This is a genomic window from Flavobacterium johnsoniae UW101 (assembly GCF_000016645.1).
In the GTDB taxonomy this organism is placed as follows: domain Bacteria; phylum Bacteroidota; class Bacteroidia; order Flavobacteriales; family Flavobacteriaceae; genus Flavobacterium; species Flavobacterium johnsoniae.
Map to the genome: position 1 here is coordinate 5,820,300 of NC_009441.1, position 16,939 is coordinate 5,837,238.

Sequence of the window (16,939 nt, forward strand, 5' to 3'; positions counted from 1 at the left end):
ATTCTTTTACACACAATAAAATCTATGTTTCTATGTATTAAATGATTTTTTTTATTAATTACTAATAATCAAAACGTTTAAAAGCTTCAATAGCTTCATATTCTGCCAATCCTAATTCATCATACAGAATTGCAGTATTTTTATTTCGGTCTTCGGCTCTAACCCAGAATTCTCTAGAATCATTTCCCTGGAACATTACTCTGTCTTTTTGAGATTGATGATACAAAATGGCGTGGCGTTTCAACAATACTTCAGATGGAGAAAGCGGCACTGCCATATCAATTTCGTGGATATCCCATTCGTGCCATGCACCTCTGTATAACCATAACCAGCAGTCGTCCATGTATTTTTCTGGTTTCAATTCTTTCATGGCTGCAAAAATCGCATTCAGACATACTTCATGTGTTCCATGCGGATCAGCCAAATCTCCTGCTGCAAAAACCTGATGCGGTTTTATTCTGGCAATGATTTCTTTTACAATTTCGATGTCTTCCTGACCCAGCGGATTCTTTTTAACCTGTCCGGTTTCATAAAACGGAAGATCCAAAAAGTGTGTATTTTCATCTTTTAGTCCAATGTATCTTGTTGCTGCGTAAGACTCTCTTCTTCTGATTAATCCTTTTAGTTTTCGAACTTCAAGAGAATCAATCTGATTTTCTGATTTGTTATTCAAAAATTCAATCACTGATTTGAAGTTAATGTCTTTTGGAAGATCTGCACCAACAAAATCGTTGCATACTTCTGCAAATTTCAATGCCTCATCATCTGTAACGGCAATATTTCCGGAGGTTTGATACACAACATGTACATCGTGGCCTTGTTTTATCAATTTTGAAAAAGTTCCTCCCATCGAAATCACGTCATCATCTGGATGCGGACTAAACAGGATTACTCGTTTTTTGGCAGGATTGGCTCTTTCCGGACGGTGTGAATCATCTGTGTTTGGTTTTCCTCCCGGCCAGCCTGTAATAGTATGCTGCAAAATATTGAACATATTTATATTCAAATCGTAGGCAGAACTGCCATGTGCTAATAAATCAGACATTCCGTTATTGTTGTAATCACGATCTGTCAGTTTTAAAATAGATTGTTTTGTTTTTTTACAAAGCCAAACGATTGCTTTGCTCTTTAATTCTTCTGTCCAGATACATTCTCCAACCAGCCAAGGTGTTTTAAAGCGTGTCAATTCTGATGCTGCTGATTGGTCTAAAACGAAAGTAGCGTTTGGATGATTTTGTAAAAACGTTGCAGGAACATCAGAACTTATTTCGCCCTGAATGGTTCTCTTTATAATAGACGCTTTGTTTTGTCCCCACGCCATTAATACAATTCTTTTTGATCTCATAATGGTAGAAACTCCCATCGTGATGGCTCTTTTTGGAACGTTGTCAATTCCGTTAAAGTCAGATGAAGCATCTACTCTTGTAATATGATCCAGAGTAATAATTCTGGTTCCTGAATTAATGTGTGATCCAGGCTCATTGAAACCAACGTGTCCTGTACGCCCAATTCCAAGCAATTGAAAATCAAGTCCGCCTGCTTGTTTAATTTTCAATTCATAATCAATGCAGTATTGATTTAATTGTTCTAAAGCAATTGTTCCGTCGGGAATATTTACATTTTCAGGTTTAATATCAATATGATTAAAAAGATGCTGATGCATGAAATAATGATAGCTTTGACGGTTTTCTTTATTCATTGGATAATATTCATCCAAATTAAAAGTAATTACGTTACTAAAGCTAAGACCTTCTTCTTTATGCATTCGAACCAGTTCTTCGTATACTTTAATTGGTGAAGAGCCTGTTGCAAGGCCAAGTACACATGATTCGTTGTTAGTTTGTTTTAAACGTATTAATTCAGCTATTTCTTGAGCGACATTTTTTGAAGCTTCGGCAGAGTTTTCAAAGATTACATTATGATTTTTTTCAAATCGTGTTTCTTCAAATTTTCCCGGAATATCGTAAGCCAAAGAAGTAGTGGTTTTCATAATATATCTGTTGTAGTTAAAATTAGTTTTAACAAATATATATACAAAAAAGATAACAAATACATTATTTTGCGTTATTTAACAAAATTAAATTCAAATAACGCAAAAAAACGCAGAAAAGTTTGACTTAGTTTTTAAACTACAGTATAAATACGCCAGATTTCCTATATTCTTCCAGTCTTATATCTTCTGGTTACAGATTGGTAACTATAGTATCTAATTGATTTAAATCGCAGACAACATGCGGCATTTTGGTATTTAATTTATTAGAAGAAAACATCGACACAACCTTATCAGAAGCTTCTATCATTGCTTTTTTAACCATTGAAACTTCATAACCAACTTCTGTAAGTCCTTGTTTTATATTAATACTGCTCGCTCCTATAAAACAAATATCGGCCTTAATTTTTGACACAACCTGAATTACATCCATACCAATTGTAACCATTGCGTTTTTCTGCATTTTCCCGCCAATAAATATTAAATCTATATTAGGATGCTGAGACAGCTGCATAGCGATTGGAAGACTATACGTATATATTGTAGCTTTTAAATCTGATGGAATAAGTTTTGCAAATACCAAATTTGTACTTCCTCCGCTCATTATAATAACCTGGTCGTCATGAAGTAACGACAATGCTTTTGTGACGATCTGCTTTTTTTCTTCTTCACCAGAAATATGAATATCAAAAACATCTGCAGATTTTTCTTTAACCTGCACTGCTCCGCCATAGACCTTTTCCAGTAGTTTCTTACTGTCAAGTTCGTTTAAATCCCTTCTAATGGTATCTTCAGACAAATCCAGAGCCAAAGCTAAATCAGTTGTGACAACTTTCTGTTCTTCAACAAGCTTAGTCATTATATATTTATGTCTTTCGGCTTTCAGCATTTTTTAAAAAGTTAAAATTCAGGACAAATATATCAAATAATTCTATTGAAAGCGTAGGATTAACCAGAAACTGCAATAGTTTGCGTTTTTTAAGTTTAAAAGTAAAAGCAGAAAAAATTAACATATAAAATCTGCGTTATTTTGCGTTATTTAAGTTAATTTTTGAAATATTTTGTAAAAAACTGCATTTGTATGCAATAAATAAATATATTTGCTCAACAACCATTAAAAAAACCAAATAATCATGAAAAAATTATTTCTTATTTCATTGTTGGTTTTGTTCATTCAAACAACATTTGGGCAGACAAAAACAATTACTGGAAATGTAAAAGGCAAAGCAGACGGAATTCCAATTCCCGGAGTTACTGTACTGATTCAGGGAACATCAAATGGCACAACCACCGATTTTGATGGAAACTACAGTATCAGCGTCGCGCCAGGACGAAGCCTTGTTTTTAGCTATATGGGTTTTGAAACCTCTGTAGTTAAAGTAGAAGGACAACAAAAAATTAATGTTGCGCTTTCTGAAAGTACTTCAAAACTAGACGAAGTTGTAGTCATGGGATTTGCTTCTCAAAAGAAAACAAATTTAACCGGAGCTGTTGCTTCAATTGATGTAGCTAAAACAATTGGAAGCAGACCGCTTACAGATGTAAGCAAAGCTCTGCAAGGAACAACACCGGGTGTAAATGTTAGTTTTAACTCTGGAAATATGAATCGTACGGCTACTATTAACATACGTGGAGCCGGAACAATTAATGGTTCTGATGCTCCTTTAATATTGGTTGACGGAGTACCGACAGATTTATCGCTTATTAATCCAAATGACATTGCCACAATGTCTGTACTTAAAGATGCTGCTTCAGCTTCTATTTATGGAGCTCGTGCTGCTTTTGGTGTGGTTCTTATTACGACTAAAGGAGGGAAAACAGGCGAGGGAAAAGTGAGATTTTCTTATTCTGCTAATACTGCTTTTACAAACCCAATTTCTACTTTAAAATTCTTAGATCCAACAGAAGAAATTCCGGGGTTAATTGCTGCAGGTACTCGTACTGATGGTGCTGTACCGGAAATTTTTGGTGCAAACTACAATACTTTATTAGCCGGAATTAAAAACTGGAAAGAAAAATATGCAAATAATCGTACCAGCAATGAAATGGTTTATGGTGAAGACTGGGAGATTAAAAATGGTACACCTTATTTCTACAGAGTTTGGGATGCTAATAAAGAACTATATGCAAGCAATGCTCTGCAAACAACACATAACTTATCTGCACAAGGTAATTTAGGAGAAAAAAGTTCTTTCTTCGCTTCTATTGCCCTTACTAACCAAGAGGGTATGTTAAGAGTAAATCAGGAACAAAGACAAAGAACCAATATTAACTTAGGCTTTACTACAAAATTAGCCGACTGGTTAACGGGAGACTTCAAAGTAATGACAATTAACAGTACTTACGATCAGCCGTTTAACTACTATGGCGGTTCTGGTACAGATGATACCAGTTATGGAGGTTATTTTGGTTATGCACTTCGCTGGGGGCAGTATTTTCCAAACTTCGGAACGTATAGAGGATATAATTTCCGTACTGCGGGAGGATATATATCTAATGCATCAAGAAACGAAAACATCAAACGTAATAACAGGCTGAGTGCTAAATTTACAGCAGATATTACTAAAGATTTTAATGTTATAGCCGAAGTAAAAGTAATGTATGAATTTTATAACAGAAAGCAAAATGGCGGTAAATTCCTGGCTTGGGACAGCTGGTCTGCTATGCCTTATGATGCAACTACAATTCAGACTGCTACACCTGCAACTCTTGAAGCAGGAAATGATTATGTAGCACAGTCAAAATCTGAGTCAACTACAAATGTGGTAAACATTTATGGTAACTATAAAAAACAATTAGGCGGTCACAACTTTAAAGTTTTAGGAGGTTTTAACTCAGAATGGCAGGATTTCTCTCGTAATTATGCAAGAAGAAATACACTTTTAGACAAAACAAAACCAGAATTTAATCTTGCAGTAGGAGAACAATTTGTTTCTGGTTCTGCAAATACCTCTCTTAATCCAGCAGAAACAACGTATTCAATTGCAGGTTTCTTTGCTCGTTTAAATTATGATTATAACGGAATTTATTTATTAGAATTAAATGCCCGTTACGATGGTTCTTCAAAATTCCCTACTAACGAACAATGGGGATTCTTCCCTTCTGCTTCTGTAGGATATAAAATTGTGAATGAAAAATTCATGGAAGGTACACGCAGCTGGCTAAACGACCTTAAACTTCGTGCTTCTATTGGATCAATTGGAAACCAAAACGTAGGAAACAATGCGTTTTTATCGATATTAAATTCAACGAATCCTTCATGGGTAAACAGCGGTTCTACACTTCCTCCTTCTACAGGATTGCCAACAAACGTTGACCCTGCTTTAACTTGGGAAAAAGTATATACTAAAGATGTAGGTATCGATATTAAAATATTTGACATGTTAGGGGCTTCTTTCGACTGGTACCAGCGTGATACAAAAGGAATGCTTGCTCCTGGTATAACACTTCCGGGTTCATTTGGTCAAAGTGCTGCTCAAACTAACTCTGGAAACATGAGAACCAAAGGCTGGGAATTGTCTTTGAACTTCAACAAACAATTAAGCGAAACGGCTTCTGTATTTGTTGATGTAGCTTTATCTGATTACAAATCTGTAATTACTAAATGGAACAATACTTCTAAACTATTAGGTTTAGTTACACCAACTACATATCCTTATTATGATGGTTACGAAATTGGACAGATCTGGGGATTAACCAGCGACAGACTTCTTCAGGCTGATGACGTAATTACGAATAATGGTAAAACAGTAAATGGTGTTGATTACTCTAAAACAATGGTGGGTAACTTTAAATACGGAGCAGGAGATGTTCATTATTTAGATCTTGACGGCGACGGAGTTATAAGCCGTGGTGCAGGAACTGCAGACGATCACGGAGATTTGAAAAAAATTGGTAATACAACGCCGCGTTACAAATACGGTATTACTTTAGGTGGAAAATACCGCGGATTTGATGTTTCTGGTTTCTTCCAGGGAGTTGGAAAACGTGATTACTGGGCGGCTTCAGATGCTGTACTGCCTTTCTTCCGTGCACCACAGCAAATGTATGCAAACCAGGCTGATTACTGGACGCCAGAAAACACTGATGCTTACTGGCCAAATCCATATTATGGAAACGAAGCCAATACACTTGGTTCAGGTACTTCGGGTTCAAACAACTTTGTTACTTCAACAAGATATTTATTAAACATGTCTTATTTGCGTCTAAAAAATGTTACTCTTGGATATTCACTTCCAAAAGAACTTGTACAAAGAGCACGTTTAGAGAAAGTGAGAATTTATGCTTCGGGTGAAAATTTAGTGACTTGGGCTGACAAACGTCTTCCTGTTGACCCTGAAATTGATGAAACAGAAGTTTTCTGGGGAAGAGCTTATCCTTATACCAAAACAGTATCTTTTGGTGTTGAGCTTTCTTTCTAATCCTAACAATACAAAACTTTTAAAATGAAAAAATCAAATATAAAATCAAGATTTCTGCTTCTATTTGCTGTTGCTGCAACATCAATGACCGCAGTAAGCTGTTCAGATTATCTTACAGATGATCCTGCAGATAAATTTACAAACGATAACTTTTGGCAGTCAGAAGACAACGTAAAAACATTTTCGTGGGTAAACTATGATACTTTTTACGGTTATGGTAACGGAACAACAATCGGGCTTTCTTTTTTCTATTATCATGGAAGTGATTACAGAGTAGATGATAACTTGTCTGCCTTTACATTCTATCAAATGCCGGTTACAGCCGCCACTACGAATGTTTATTCATGGAACAAGTACTACACGCTTATCCGCCGTTGTAACTTGATGCTGGATAAAATCCCTACGGTGCCAATGGCTCAGGAAAAAAAGAACCACTATATTGGAGTTGCTAAATTCTTTAGAGCTTACACCTATTTCCGCTTAGTGCAAAAATTTGGTGATGTTCCTTACACAGATAAATTTTTAGCTCAGGCAGATGCAGAAGTATATGCTCCCGCAAAACCAAGAGCTGAAATTATGGATAAAGTAATTGCTGAATTACAAGAAGCAGCAGACTTAATGCTTGCCGCAGATGATAAAAACGTTACTGTTAACAAATACACTGCTTATGCTGCTTTAAGCAACGCCTGCCTGTATGAAGGAACATATAGAAAATATCATTTGGGACAAGATGGAAGTGTTTATCTTAACAAAGCAAAAACAGCTTCGTTAGCGATTATGAATAATCCTTCATATAAATTAAATGCTGACTGGAAAGGACTTTATAACTCAGTTGAATTACTTGGAAATACAGAAGTGATATTGGCTAAGCGTTACTTAACAAACGTATTAATGCATTCTCTTCAAAACTATACTAATACCTCAACTATTCAGTACGGTTTAACAAAATGGGCTGCAGACAGCTATGTAACAACAAACGGATTACCAATTCAGCAGACTGGAAACAGCCAGTTTACAGGAGATGATACTGCTGCAAAAACATTTGCTAACAGAGATCCGCGTTTTGGTAAAACTGTAAATCCTGCAAATTATGGCTACAAAGGAAAACCTTTTGGCACAACAGCTTTAGTTTCAATGTCTGGATATGTATTCGAATTGTACAACAATCCGGCAACAACTGGTCCTGATGTTACAACAGGAGGACGTAACTATACTGATGCACCATTATTTACCTTAAGCGAAGTATATTTAAATTATGCTGAGGCTTGTGCCGAATTAGGAACAGCTACAAACTCAGATCTTGATTTGTCTATCAATAAAGTACGTACTCGTGCCGGAATTGCACCTTTAACTACAGACGGAGTAAATGCTTCTGCCGGCGGTGTGCAAATTAACGACCCAAGAAGAACTTCTTCTTTAGAGCAGCTTACAGGTGTTGTAAATCCATTAATCTGGGAAGTTCGTCGTGAGCGTCAAATCGAATTCATGAGCTGGACAACTTTAAGACAAGCTGATATTTACCGTTGGAAAAAAGGTGATTATTTAGATACTAATAAAAACCCTGATGTAAACTTAGGAGCAAGAATTGGAACTCCTGTTGGATCACAAACTGTGGTAGATGCAAACGGATACGTAAAAATTTATCCTGTCAGCACCAGAACTTTTGAACCAAAGCATTATTTAATGAATATCCCTACGAACGATATCGACTTATACAAAGCTCAGGGTGTAGAGTTAAAACAAAACCCAGGCTGGTAATTCGAAATTCATAATAACATTTTGCCCCTCCCAATATTAAAACTGCCTCCGGAAATTAAACTTACCGGAGGCAGTATTTAAAAATCTTTTTTCAACACCAGTTGAGACAAAACAAATTAATAAAATTACAATCTGACCAAAATCAGATATTTATTTTCTACAAACCACACGACAACAATCAAAAAACATCAAAAGCAATCAAATAATAATCTAATTTTATTTAGTCAATTTTTGTCTTAACTATAACTGTAATAAAAATGATAAAATTCATAGCAAAAAGTGTTCTTATTGTAACTTCTTTCATATTTACATCTTCTTATTCTAATTCGTTTTCAGCAGTTGCAAAAAATAACACATCAGAAACAAATCCGCCCGCAATAAAAACCGGAGCTGATAATTACGAGAAATATTTACCGCTTTTAAAGAATAAAAAAATAGGAATTGTAACCAATCAAACCGGAATTTTGTCTGACAAAACCCATTTGGTAGATTTTTTATTAGAGAAAAAAATTGCAGTACAAACCATTTTTGCTCCTGAACACGGATTTAGAGGAACTGCCGATGCAGGTGAACATATTGTTGACGGAAAAGATCCTAAAACCGGTTTATCTATCATTTCTCTTTATGGAGATAATAAAAAACCAAAACCTGAACAGTTAGCCGGAATCGATATTATGATTTTCGATTTACAGGATGTCGGCGCCCGTTTTTACACTTATATTTCTTCTTTGCATTATGTAATGGAAGCCTGCGCCGAAAACAATGTACCGCTTATAATTCTGGACCGCCCAAATCCAAACGGAAGTATTGTTGACGGTCCGCTTTTAGAAAAAGAATTTACCAGTTTTGTAGGCATGCACCCTATTCCGGTACTTCACGGAATGACGATTGGCGAATATGCACAAATGGTAAACGGCCAAAAATGGCTGAAAAATGGTGCGCAATGTAAACTGACAGTAATTCCGTGTGTGAATTACAAACGAACAATGCCATATAGTTTATTGGTAAAACCATCTCCAAACCTTCCAAACGATCAATCCATAAATTTATATGCAAGTTTGTGTCTTTTTGAAGGAACGAATGTAAGCATGGGACGCGGCACTGAAAAACAATTTCAAATTTACGGTTCACCTTACTTAACAAAAACCAATTTCAGCTTTACGCCAAAACCAAATTTTGGTGCTAAAGATCCTCTTTATAATGGAAAAGAATGTTTTGGCGAAGATTTAACCTCTTATCCTAAACTAACCCAATTAGAATTAAAATGGCTCATTAAAGCCTATCAAAATACCAGCGATAAAACGAAATTTTTTAATGCTTTTTTTACCAAACTTGCCGGAACCAAAAAACTGCAGCAGCAAATTGAATCGGGAGTTTCAGAAAAAGACATTCGCGCAGGCTGGAAAAAAGACCTGGAAGCTTTTCTAATCATGAGAAAACCTTATCTGCTCTATTAAGCACAGCTTTTAAAATCTCCCCAAATCATTACAAACCGACTACTTTACACAAAAGTAGAGGAACCTCATACAAAATATCGAAATCATAAATATCAAAATCTGCTGTTTCAAAATCAAAAAAGAAAAGAAAAATGAAAAATAAAAATCCTGAAACTGAACAAGAATCTTTGTACAAAGACTTGGATCAAATGAGCGTGAAAGAACTTCTTACTAACATCAACACAGAAGACAAAAAAGTACCCCATATTATTGAAGAACAAATTCCAAAAATTGAAAAACTGGTTAAAGCGATCGTAAAAAAAATGCAGCTTGGAGGCCGATTATTTTATATTGGAGCCGGAACTTCGGGACGTATTGGTATTTTAGATGCATCAGAATGTCCGCCTACTTTTGGCGTACCGCATGATATGATAATCGGAATCATTGCCGGAGGTGACACCGCCATACGCAAAGCAGTTGAAAATGCTGAAGATGATACAGAACAGGCATGGAAGGATTTAGCCAAGTTTGAAATTTCAAGTCTGGATATGATTATTGGAATTGCCGCTTCTGGAAACACGCCGTATGTTTTGGGAGCTTTGAAAAAAGCGAAAGAACACAATATTAAAACAGGAAGTATTTCCTGCATCAGCAACGGACTTATTGCTCAGGAAGCTGATTATCCGATTGAATTAATTGTAGGACCGGAATTCTTAACAGGAAGTACAAGAATGAAAGCTGGAACGGCTCAAAAACTGACTTTAAACATGATTTCTACTTCGGTAATGATAAAACTGGGGAAAGTAAAAGGCAACAAAATGGTCGATATGCAGCTGTCTAACGAAAAACTGGTAAAGCGAGGCATTAAAATGATTATGGAAGAACTAAACATTGAATATGATTTAGCCGAAGAATTACTGCACAAACACAAAAGCGTAAGAGCTGTTTTATTAGCTCAAAACAAAAATCAGGAAATCTAAAAACTGCAGTATTTAATTAAACACATAGCAACATAGATCTAACACTATAAAAAAGGCGTTTCACTTATTTAAACACACAGAGACAGCTATGAGTTAGAAACATGTTTCTTTTTAAATTCTTTACACATATAAAACCTATGTCCCTATGTGTTAAATGTTTTTTTTATGAATTAATCCAATACGTTTTTATAGATTTATACAAATCAAAAACTGAATTTTCATTTTTTGAGTTTTTAACGGCGACCTGACCGATTAACAATCTGTCAGGTCAAATTAAAATCCGTTATTTGAATAAATTATAAAAAACCAAAACCACCAAAACTATAAAATGACACCAACTACCATTCTTCTCCTTATTATCGTTTATTTCGGAACCCTATTCTATATCTCACACAGAGTGAGCAGAAAAGACAGCGGAAATGATGCTTTTTTTACAGCCAATAAAAACTCCAAATGGTATTTAGTTGCTTTTGGAATGATTGGAACTGCTCTTTCCGGAGTAACCTTTATATCCGTTCCCGGAGAAGTTGGCGCACCAAGCGGTGAACAATTCAAATATTTTCAGTTCGTTTTAGGAAATGCTCTTGGTTTTATTGTAATCACAAAACTATTGCTGCCGTTGTATTACCGAATGAACCTGACTTCAATTTATGGTTATATTGAACAAAGAATGGGGCTTTACAGTTACAAAACTGCCGCTTCTATTTTCTTAATCAGCAGAACCATAAGTTCAGCATTCAGGCTTTATCTTGTTGTAATTGTATTGCAGCGTTTTGTATTCGATTACTTTCATATTCCATTTGCCTTGACAGTATTAATCTCTTTACTGCTTATTTTCTCTTATACGTACAGAGGCGGATTAAAAACGATTATTATTACTGATACTTTACAAACGTTTTTTCTAGTAACATCAGTTTTTCTTACTATTTATTTCATCTGCGACCGTATGGATTTAAGTGCCATCAGCGCATTTGAAGAAGTAAAAAACAGCAACTATTCTAAAATATTTTTCTTTGATGATTTCTTCGGAAGCAAATTCCATTTTGTAAAACAAATTTTAGGCGGAATGTTCGTAACCATCGCCATGACAGGTCTGGATCAGGATTTAATGCAAAAAAACCTGAGCTGTAAAAACATTGGCGAAGCACAAAAAAATATGTTCACTTTTACAGGAATCTTTGTAGTTATTAATATTTTCTTTTTAAGTGTTGGAGCTCTATTATATATTTATGCTAATAAAAACGGAATCGCTATTCCAACTGATTTAGTTACAGGAAAACCCAGAACCGATTTACTCTTTCCTGAAATTGCCTTAAATCATTTAGCAGTAGTTCCAGCCATTGTGTTTTTACTGGGAATTATCGCGGCGACTTTTGCCACAACAGATTCGGCATTAACAGCTTTAACAACTTCTTTTTGTGTTGACTTTTTAGGAATGGATAAAAGTGAAAATACCAAAAAAAATACCGTTAGAACCAGACATTTAGTACACATCAGTTTTTCGGTATTAATTTTCTTTGTCATTATTATTTTCAATACCATCAACGACAGTTCTGTTGTGGGAATGATTTTCAAAGTTGCTTCTTATACTTACGGTCCATTATTAGGGTTATATGCTTTTGGATTGTTCCAAAAATCAAGATATGTAAACGATAAGTTAGTACCGTTTATTTGTCTCTTGGCTCCTTTCCTAACCTATTTAATAAATGAAAACTCGAAACTATTATTTTCAGGATATGTTTTTGACAATGAGTTAATTGTACTGAACGGATTAATCACCTATTTAGGATTATATATAACAAGTTCTCGAAGCCACGAAAAAATAAGTTTTTAATCGGTTTAAAAACGCAAATAATTTACCCAGCCAATTGACGTTTAAAACAAAACTTCAATTGATTCAAAAAAAATAGTATGAAAGATTACATCATAAAGATCAGCCTTTGTGCTTCATTTTTATTTTTAATCACCAATTGTGCTGTCAAAAAAAACAACACAGTTACAGATTCAAAAAAAGACATTCCGTTAAAAGATACCATTGTTTACAAAGAAGATAAATCAGAGAAAAAAACCTTTTTCAAAGATTCTGATAAAGAAACGGCCTGGGTTGACAGCATTTACAGTAAAATGCCGCTTCGCGAAAAAGTAGGCCAATTATTTATGGTTTCGGCTTATTCAAACAAAGACTCCATTCATGTCAATCAAGTTTCAAAGTTAATTGAAGAATACAAAGTAGGAAGCGTTATCTTTTTTCAGGGCGGTCCGGTTCGTCAGGCAAAATTGACCAATTTATATCAGTCAAAAGCAAAAGTACCTTTGTTCGTAGGAATTGATGCCGAATGGGGATTAGCCATGCGTTTAGATTCTACATACCGCTATCCGTGGAATATGACTTTGGGTGCAATTCAAGATTTAAAATTAATTGAAAAAGTGGGCCGAAATATGGCCAATGAAAACAAGCGAATTGGCGTTCACTTCAATTTTGCTCCTGTTTTAGACATCAATACCAATCCTAAAAACCCTATTATTGGAAACCGTTCTTTTGGCGAAGACAAAGTAAATGTAAGCGAAAAAGCCATTGCGTTAATGAACGGAATACAAGGGAACGGCGTTTTCTGTACCGGAAAACATTTTCCCGGACATGGCGATACAGCAACAGATTCGCATCATGCTTTACCAACCGTTAATTTCTCTAAAGAACGTCTTGATTTGGTCGAATTATATCCATACAAACGAATGTTTGATGAAGGTTTGGTTTCTGTAATGGTAGCACACCTTAATATTCCAAGTTTAGAACCAATTCCAAATCTGCCGTCTTCGGCTTCTTATAATGTCGTTACCAATCTGCTTCAAAAAGAATTAGGCTTTGATGGTTTAATTTTTACCGATGGTTTAGCCATGAAAGGAGCAGCAAATTTTAAAGGTCCCGGCGATTTAGAAATTGCGGTGCTTTTGGCTGGAAATGACATTTTACTGTGTCCTGAAAATGTTCCGGTTGCGGTTCAAAAATTAGAAGAAGCTTATAACAATAATATTATAACCGAAGAACGTTTAGCACATTCGGTTAAAAAAATTCTGCACTATAAATACAAAGCCGGATTAAATCATTACAAGCCTATTGATATGGCAAACATTTACAATGATCTTAATCCGCCGCAAAATGATGCGCTGCATTATCAATTGTATGAAAATGCCGTTACCGTTTTAAAGAATGAAAAGGAAATACTTCCTATAAAAGAACTGGATCAGAAAATTGCCTATATAAAATTAGGCGACGACACAAACAGCGCTTTTATTTCTACCTTAAAAAAATATACCGAAATCACAGAGGTTAAAGATACCAATCTTGACAGTCTGAATAAGGAATTAAAAAAGTTTGACAAGGTTATTATCAGTTTCCATAAAGTAAACAAACCTTGGGAAAAGCAAGAATTTACATTAACTGAAATGCTTTGGCTGAAAGAAATCGCCAAACACAACAAAGTAATTCTGGATGTTTTTGCAAAACCGTATTCATTATTGTCAATTACTGATTTTGATGATATTGAAGGTTTAGTGGTTTCTTACCAAAATTCAGATATTAGTCAGGTTGTTTCTGCCGAATTACTTTTTGGAGCAATAGATGCCAAAGGAAAACTGCCGGTTTCGATTAATAATTCTTTCAAAGTAAATGACGGATTGACGACTGAAAAACTAAATCGTCTGGCTTTTACCGCTCCTGAAAATGTCAATATGAATCCTGCAATTCTTTCAAAAATTGATGCTGTCGCGCAAAAAGCAATCGACGGAAAAATGGCACCGGGAATGCAGGTTTTGGTTGCCAGAAAAGGAAATGTGATTTTCCAGAAATCATACGGATCTCAAACCTACGATAACGGAAGAAAAGTGACCAATACTGATTTGTATGATGTAGCTTCAATTTCAAAAATGATTTCGACACTGCCAAATGTGATGCAGTTGTATGATAAAAACAAAGTGACGCTGGATACCAAGTTGAAAGACATGCTGCCCTTTTTTGCTAAAACAAACAAAGAAAATATCATTTTTAAAGACCTGTTAAACCATTACGCAGGACTTCAGGCATGGATTCCGTTTTACAAAGCAACATTAGACAGCAATACTAATCCTTCTGAAAAATACTATCGAAAAACAGCCGAAAATGGCTTTACTACAAAAGTAGCCGACAATCTTTATATTCGAAATGACTATCACGACACGATTATGAAAATTATTGCCGATAGTCCTGTATCTCCTAAAATTGAATACAAATACAGTGATTTTACTTTCATCATTCTAAAAGAATATTTAGAAAGAAAAACGCATAAAAAACTGGAAGATTTAAGCAAAGAGAATTTCTACAGCACGCTGGGAATGAATTATACGCTTTACAATCCGCTGGATAAATTCGAAAAAAACAGCATTGCTCCTACTGAAATCGATAATTATTTTAGACATCAGACTATTCAGGGTTATGTTCATGATATGGCAGCAGCAATGGAAGGCGGTGCTGCAGGCCACGCCGGAATTTTTTCTAATGCGATGGACGTTGCTAAAATGATGCAGTTGTTTTTACAAAAAGGAAATTATGGCGGTATTGAGTATTTTTCACCGCAGACTTTCGATGCTTTTAATACCTGCTATTACAAAGACAAAGGCGTTTTAAGAGGTTTGGGTTTTGATAAAAGAATTGGAAAAGACGGACCAACCTGCGGCTGTGTTTCAGAATCTAGTTTTGGTCACACCGGATTCACCGGAAACATGGCCTGGGTTGATCCCGAAACTGAAATTGTGTATGTATTTCTATCTAACAGAACCTATCCAGAAGTAGTCAATGATGAAAATAAATTAGCGAAAGGAAAAATCAGAGAAGAAATTCAAAAAATAATCCAGGAAGCAATAATAAAATAATTCAAGCCAAAAGTCTTGCTTCTTTATTCTTTCTTCTTCAAAAAATCTAAATTCTAAAATCTAACATCTAAAATATTAACCCAATGACAAAAGAACGTTTAACCTCGCTGGATGTATTTAGAGGATTTACTATTTTATTGATGACGATAGTAAATAATCCCGGAAGCTGGTCTTCAATATATCCGCCATTAGAACACGCCGAATGGCACGGCTGTACACCAACTGATTTAGTATTTCCTTTTTTTGTTTTTATAATGGGAACTGCAATACCATTTGCAATGCCGGTAAAACATTTTGACGGAGCGGTTTTTAATAAAATTTTGGTTCGTTCACTGCGAATTTTCTGTTTAGGATTGTTCTTGAGCGTTTTCAGCAGAATCCATTTATTTGGTCTCGAAGGAATTCCGTTATTAGGAGTAAGACTGGTTATTGCATTTGCAGTCGCTTATGCCCTTTTAGGTAACTTTTCGATGAAAGTAAAAACCATTCTTGCGGTTGGAATTTTTATTATACTGCTTTCTTTAGCGTTTAGTGGTTTGGAACATTTTGAAGATACCAGAATACCGGGCGTTTTACAGCGAATTGCAATCGTCTATTTCTTTGCTTCTATTCTATATCTAAAAACAAATTTAAAAACACAGCTTTGGGTCGTGGCGTCAATTTTAGTTATTTATTATCTTTTAATGGCTTTTGTTCCCGTTCCGGGATTTGGTCCGGCTAATTTTGATAAAGGAACCAATCTTGCTGCATGGCTGGATAACTTGGTTTTAAACGGACATTTATGGAGCGTTTCTAAAACCTGGGATCCTGAAGGAATTTTAAGTACACTACCAGCTATTGGCACCGGAATTCTTGGAATGTATATTGGCCAGTTATTGAACTTACAGACAAACAGAACTGAAATTCTAAAAAAGACAGCAGTTACAGGAGTTATTTTATTAATTGGAGGTTTGCTTTGGAATATCATTTTCCCAATCAATAAATCACTTTGGACTAGTTCTTATGTATTATACACTGCCGGAATCGCAACTTTGTGTTTAAGTTTATTGTATTATATAATCGACATTCAGGGTTATAAAAAATGGGCTAAACTGTTTTTAATCTGGGGAGTAAATCCTATGATTGTGTTTTTCTTTTCGGGAATAATACCGAGGGTTCTTGGTTCTATTCAAGTTCAAAATCCGGAAACAGGCGGAGAAGAAATCAGTGTATTAACTTTAATTTACAAACATGGAATTGCGCCTTGTTTTGAAAATCCATTAAATGCATCATTAGCTTATGCGCTTTCATACGCTGTTTTCTGGTCGGTAATACTTTGGATTTTCTATAAAAAGAAATTGATATTTAAGGTTTAAGATTTTCAACCGAGAATATTTCGTTTCTTCTCACAATAAAAATTATGGTAAACAAAAAAGGGAAGACATTAAACGTCTTCCCTTTTTATATAAC

General features: G+C 35.2%; 9 protein-coding genes. 7 read left to right on the top strand and 2 right to left on the bottom strand.

Annotated features, from left to right (window positions below; translation table 11 throughout):
- Window positions 1-61: 61 nt before the first annotated feature.
- Both nagB and FJOH_RS24855 read right to left on the bottom strand, forming a co-directional pair.
- A complete protein-coding gene (nagB, locus tag FJOH_RS24850) occupies window positions 62-1,990 on the bottom strand; it encodes a glucosamine-6-phosphate deaminase (RefSeq protein WP_012026777.1) in 1,929 nt (642 codons plus the stop codon).
- Between the two features lie 193 nt (window positions 1,991-2,183).
- On the bottom strand, window positions 2,184-2,849 hold the full coding sequence (locus FJOH_RS24855) for a DeoR/GlpR family DNA-binding transcription regulator (RefSeq protein ID WP_235023038.1): 666 nt from the start codon (window positions 2,847-2,849) through the stop codon (window positions 2,184-2,186).
- Window positions 2,850-3,123: 274 nt separating this feature from the next.
- On the opposite strand from FJOH_RS24855, the gene FJOH_RS24860 reads away from it, so the two are divergent.
- The 7 genes from FJOH_RS24860 to FJOH_RS24890 all read left to right on the top strand — a co-directional run bounded on the left by FJOH_RS24860 (window position 3,124) and on the right by FJOH_RS24890 (window position 16,845).
- Complete coding sequence (locus FJOH_RS24860; protein ID WP_012026779.1) at window positions 3,124-6,411, top strand: SusC/RagA family TonB-linked outer membrane protein; 3,288 nt, start codon at window positions 3,124-3,126, stop codon at window positions 6,409-6,411.
- 24 nt (window positions 6,412-6,435) lie between these two features.
- The gene (locus FJOH_RS24865) at window positions 6,436-8,169 is read left to right on the top strand and encodes a RagB/SusD family nutrient uptake outer membrane protein (RefSeq protein WP_012026780.1); all 1,734 of its coding nucleotides are present in this window, start codon (window positions 6,436-6,438) and stop codon (window positions 8,167-8,169) included.
- Between the two features lie 257 nt (window positions 8,170-8,426).
- Window positions 8,427-9,626 carry an exo-beta-N-acetylmuramidase NamZ family protein gene (locus tag FJOH_RS24870; RefSeq protein ID WP_012026781.1) on the top strand — a complete coding sequence of 400 codons (1,200 nt, stop codon included), beginning with the start codon at window positions 8,427-8,429 and terminating at the stop codon, window positions 9,624-9,626.
- 131 nt (window positions 9,627-9,757) lie between these two features.
- Window positions 9,758-10,585, top strand: a complete 828-nt coding sequence (gene murQ / locus FJOH_RS24875; protein ID WP_012026782.1) for an N-acetylmuramic acid 6-phosphate etherase — start codon at window positions 9,758-9,760, stop codon at window positions 10,583-10,585.
- 328 nt (window positions 10,586-10,913) lie between these two features.
- Window positions 10,914-12,419, top strand: a complete 1,506-nt coding sequence (locus FJOH_RS24880) for a sodium:solute symporter (protein ID WP_012026783.1) — start codon at window positions 10,914-10,916, stop codon at window positions 12,417-12,419.
- A 77-nt stretch (window positions 12,420-12,496) separates the two neighbouring features.
- Window positions 12,497-15,490 carry a glycoside hydrolase family 3 N-terminal domain-containing protein gene (locus tag FJOH_RS24885; protein ID WP_012026784.1) on the top strand — a complete coding sequence of 998 codons (2,994 nt, stop codon included), beginning with the start codon at window positions 12,497-12,499 and terminating at the stop codon, window positions 15,488-15,490.
- Window positions 15,491-15,573: 83 nt separating this feature from the next.
- Entirely contained in the window at window positions 15,574-16,845 is a 1,272-nt protein-coding gene (locus tag FJOH_RS24890) for an acyltransferase family protein (protein ID WP_012026785.1), read from the top strand.
- Window positions 16,846-16,939: the final 94 nt, after the last annotated feature.

Bases quoted from the DNA above. Each gene is read 5' to 3' on its own strand.
- nagB (WP_012026777.1), bottom strand. From the start codon at position 1,990: ATGAAAACCACTACTTCTTTGGCTTACGATATTCCGGGAAAATTTGAA.
- FJOH_RS24855 (WP_235023038.1), bottom strand. From the start codon at position 2,849: ATGACTAAGCTTGTTGAAGAACAGAAAGTTGTCACAACTGATTTAGCT.
- FJOH_RS24860 (WP_012026779.1), top strand. From the start codon at position 3,124: ATGAAAAAATTATTTCTTATTTCATTGTTGGTTTTGTTCATTCAAACA.
- FJOH_RS24865 (WP_012026780.1), top strand. From the start codon at position 6,436: ATGAAAAAATCAAATATAAAATCAAGATTTCTGCTTCTATTTGCTGTT.
- FJOH_RS24870 (WP_012026781.1), top strand. From the start codon at position 8,427: ATGATAAAATTCATAGCAAAAAGTGTTCTTATTGTAACTTCTTTCATA.
- murQ (WP_012026782.1), top strand. From the start codon at position 9,758: ATGAAAAATAAAAATCCTGAAACTGAACAAGAATCTTTGTACAAAGAC.
- FJOH_RS24880 (WP_012026783.1), top strand. From the start codon at position 10,914: ATGACACCAACTACCATTCTTCTCCTTATTATCGTTTATTTCGGAACC.
- FJOH_RS24885 (WP_012026784.1), top strand. From the start codon at position 12,497: ATGAAAGATTACATCATAAAGATCAGCCTTTGTGCTTCATTTTTATTT.
- FJOH_RS24890 (WP_012026785.1), top strand. From the start codon at position 15,574: ATGACAAAAGAACGTTTAACCTCGCTGGATGTATTTAGAGGATTTACT.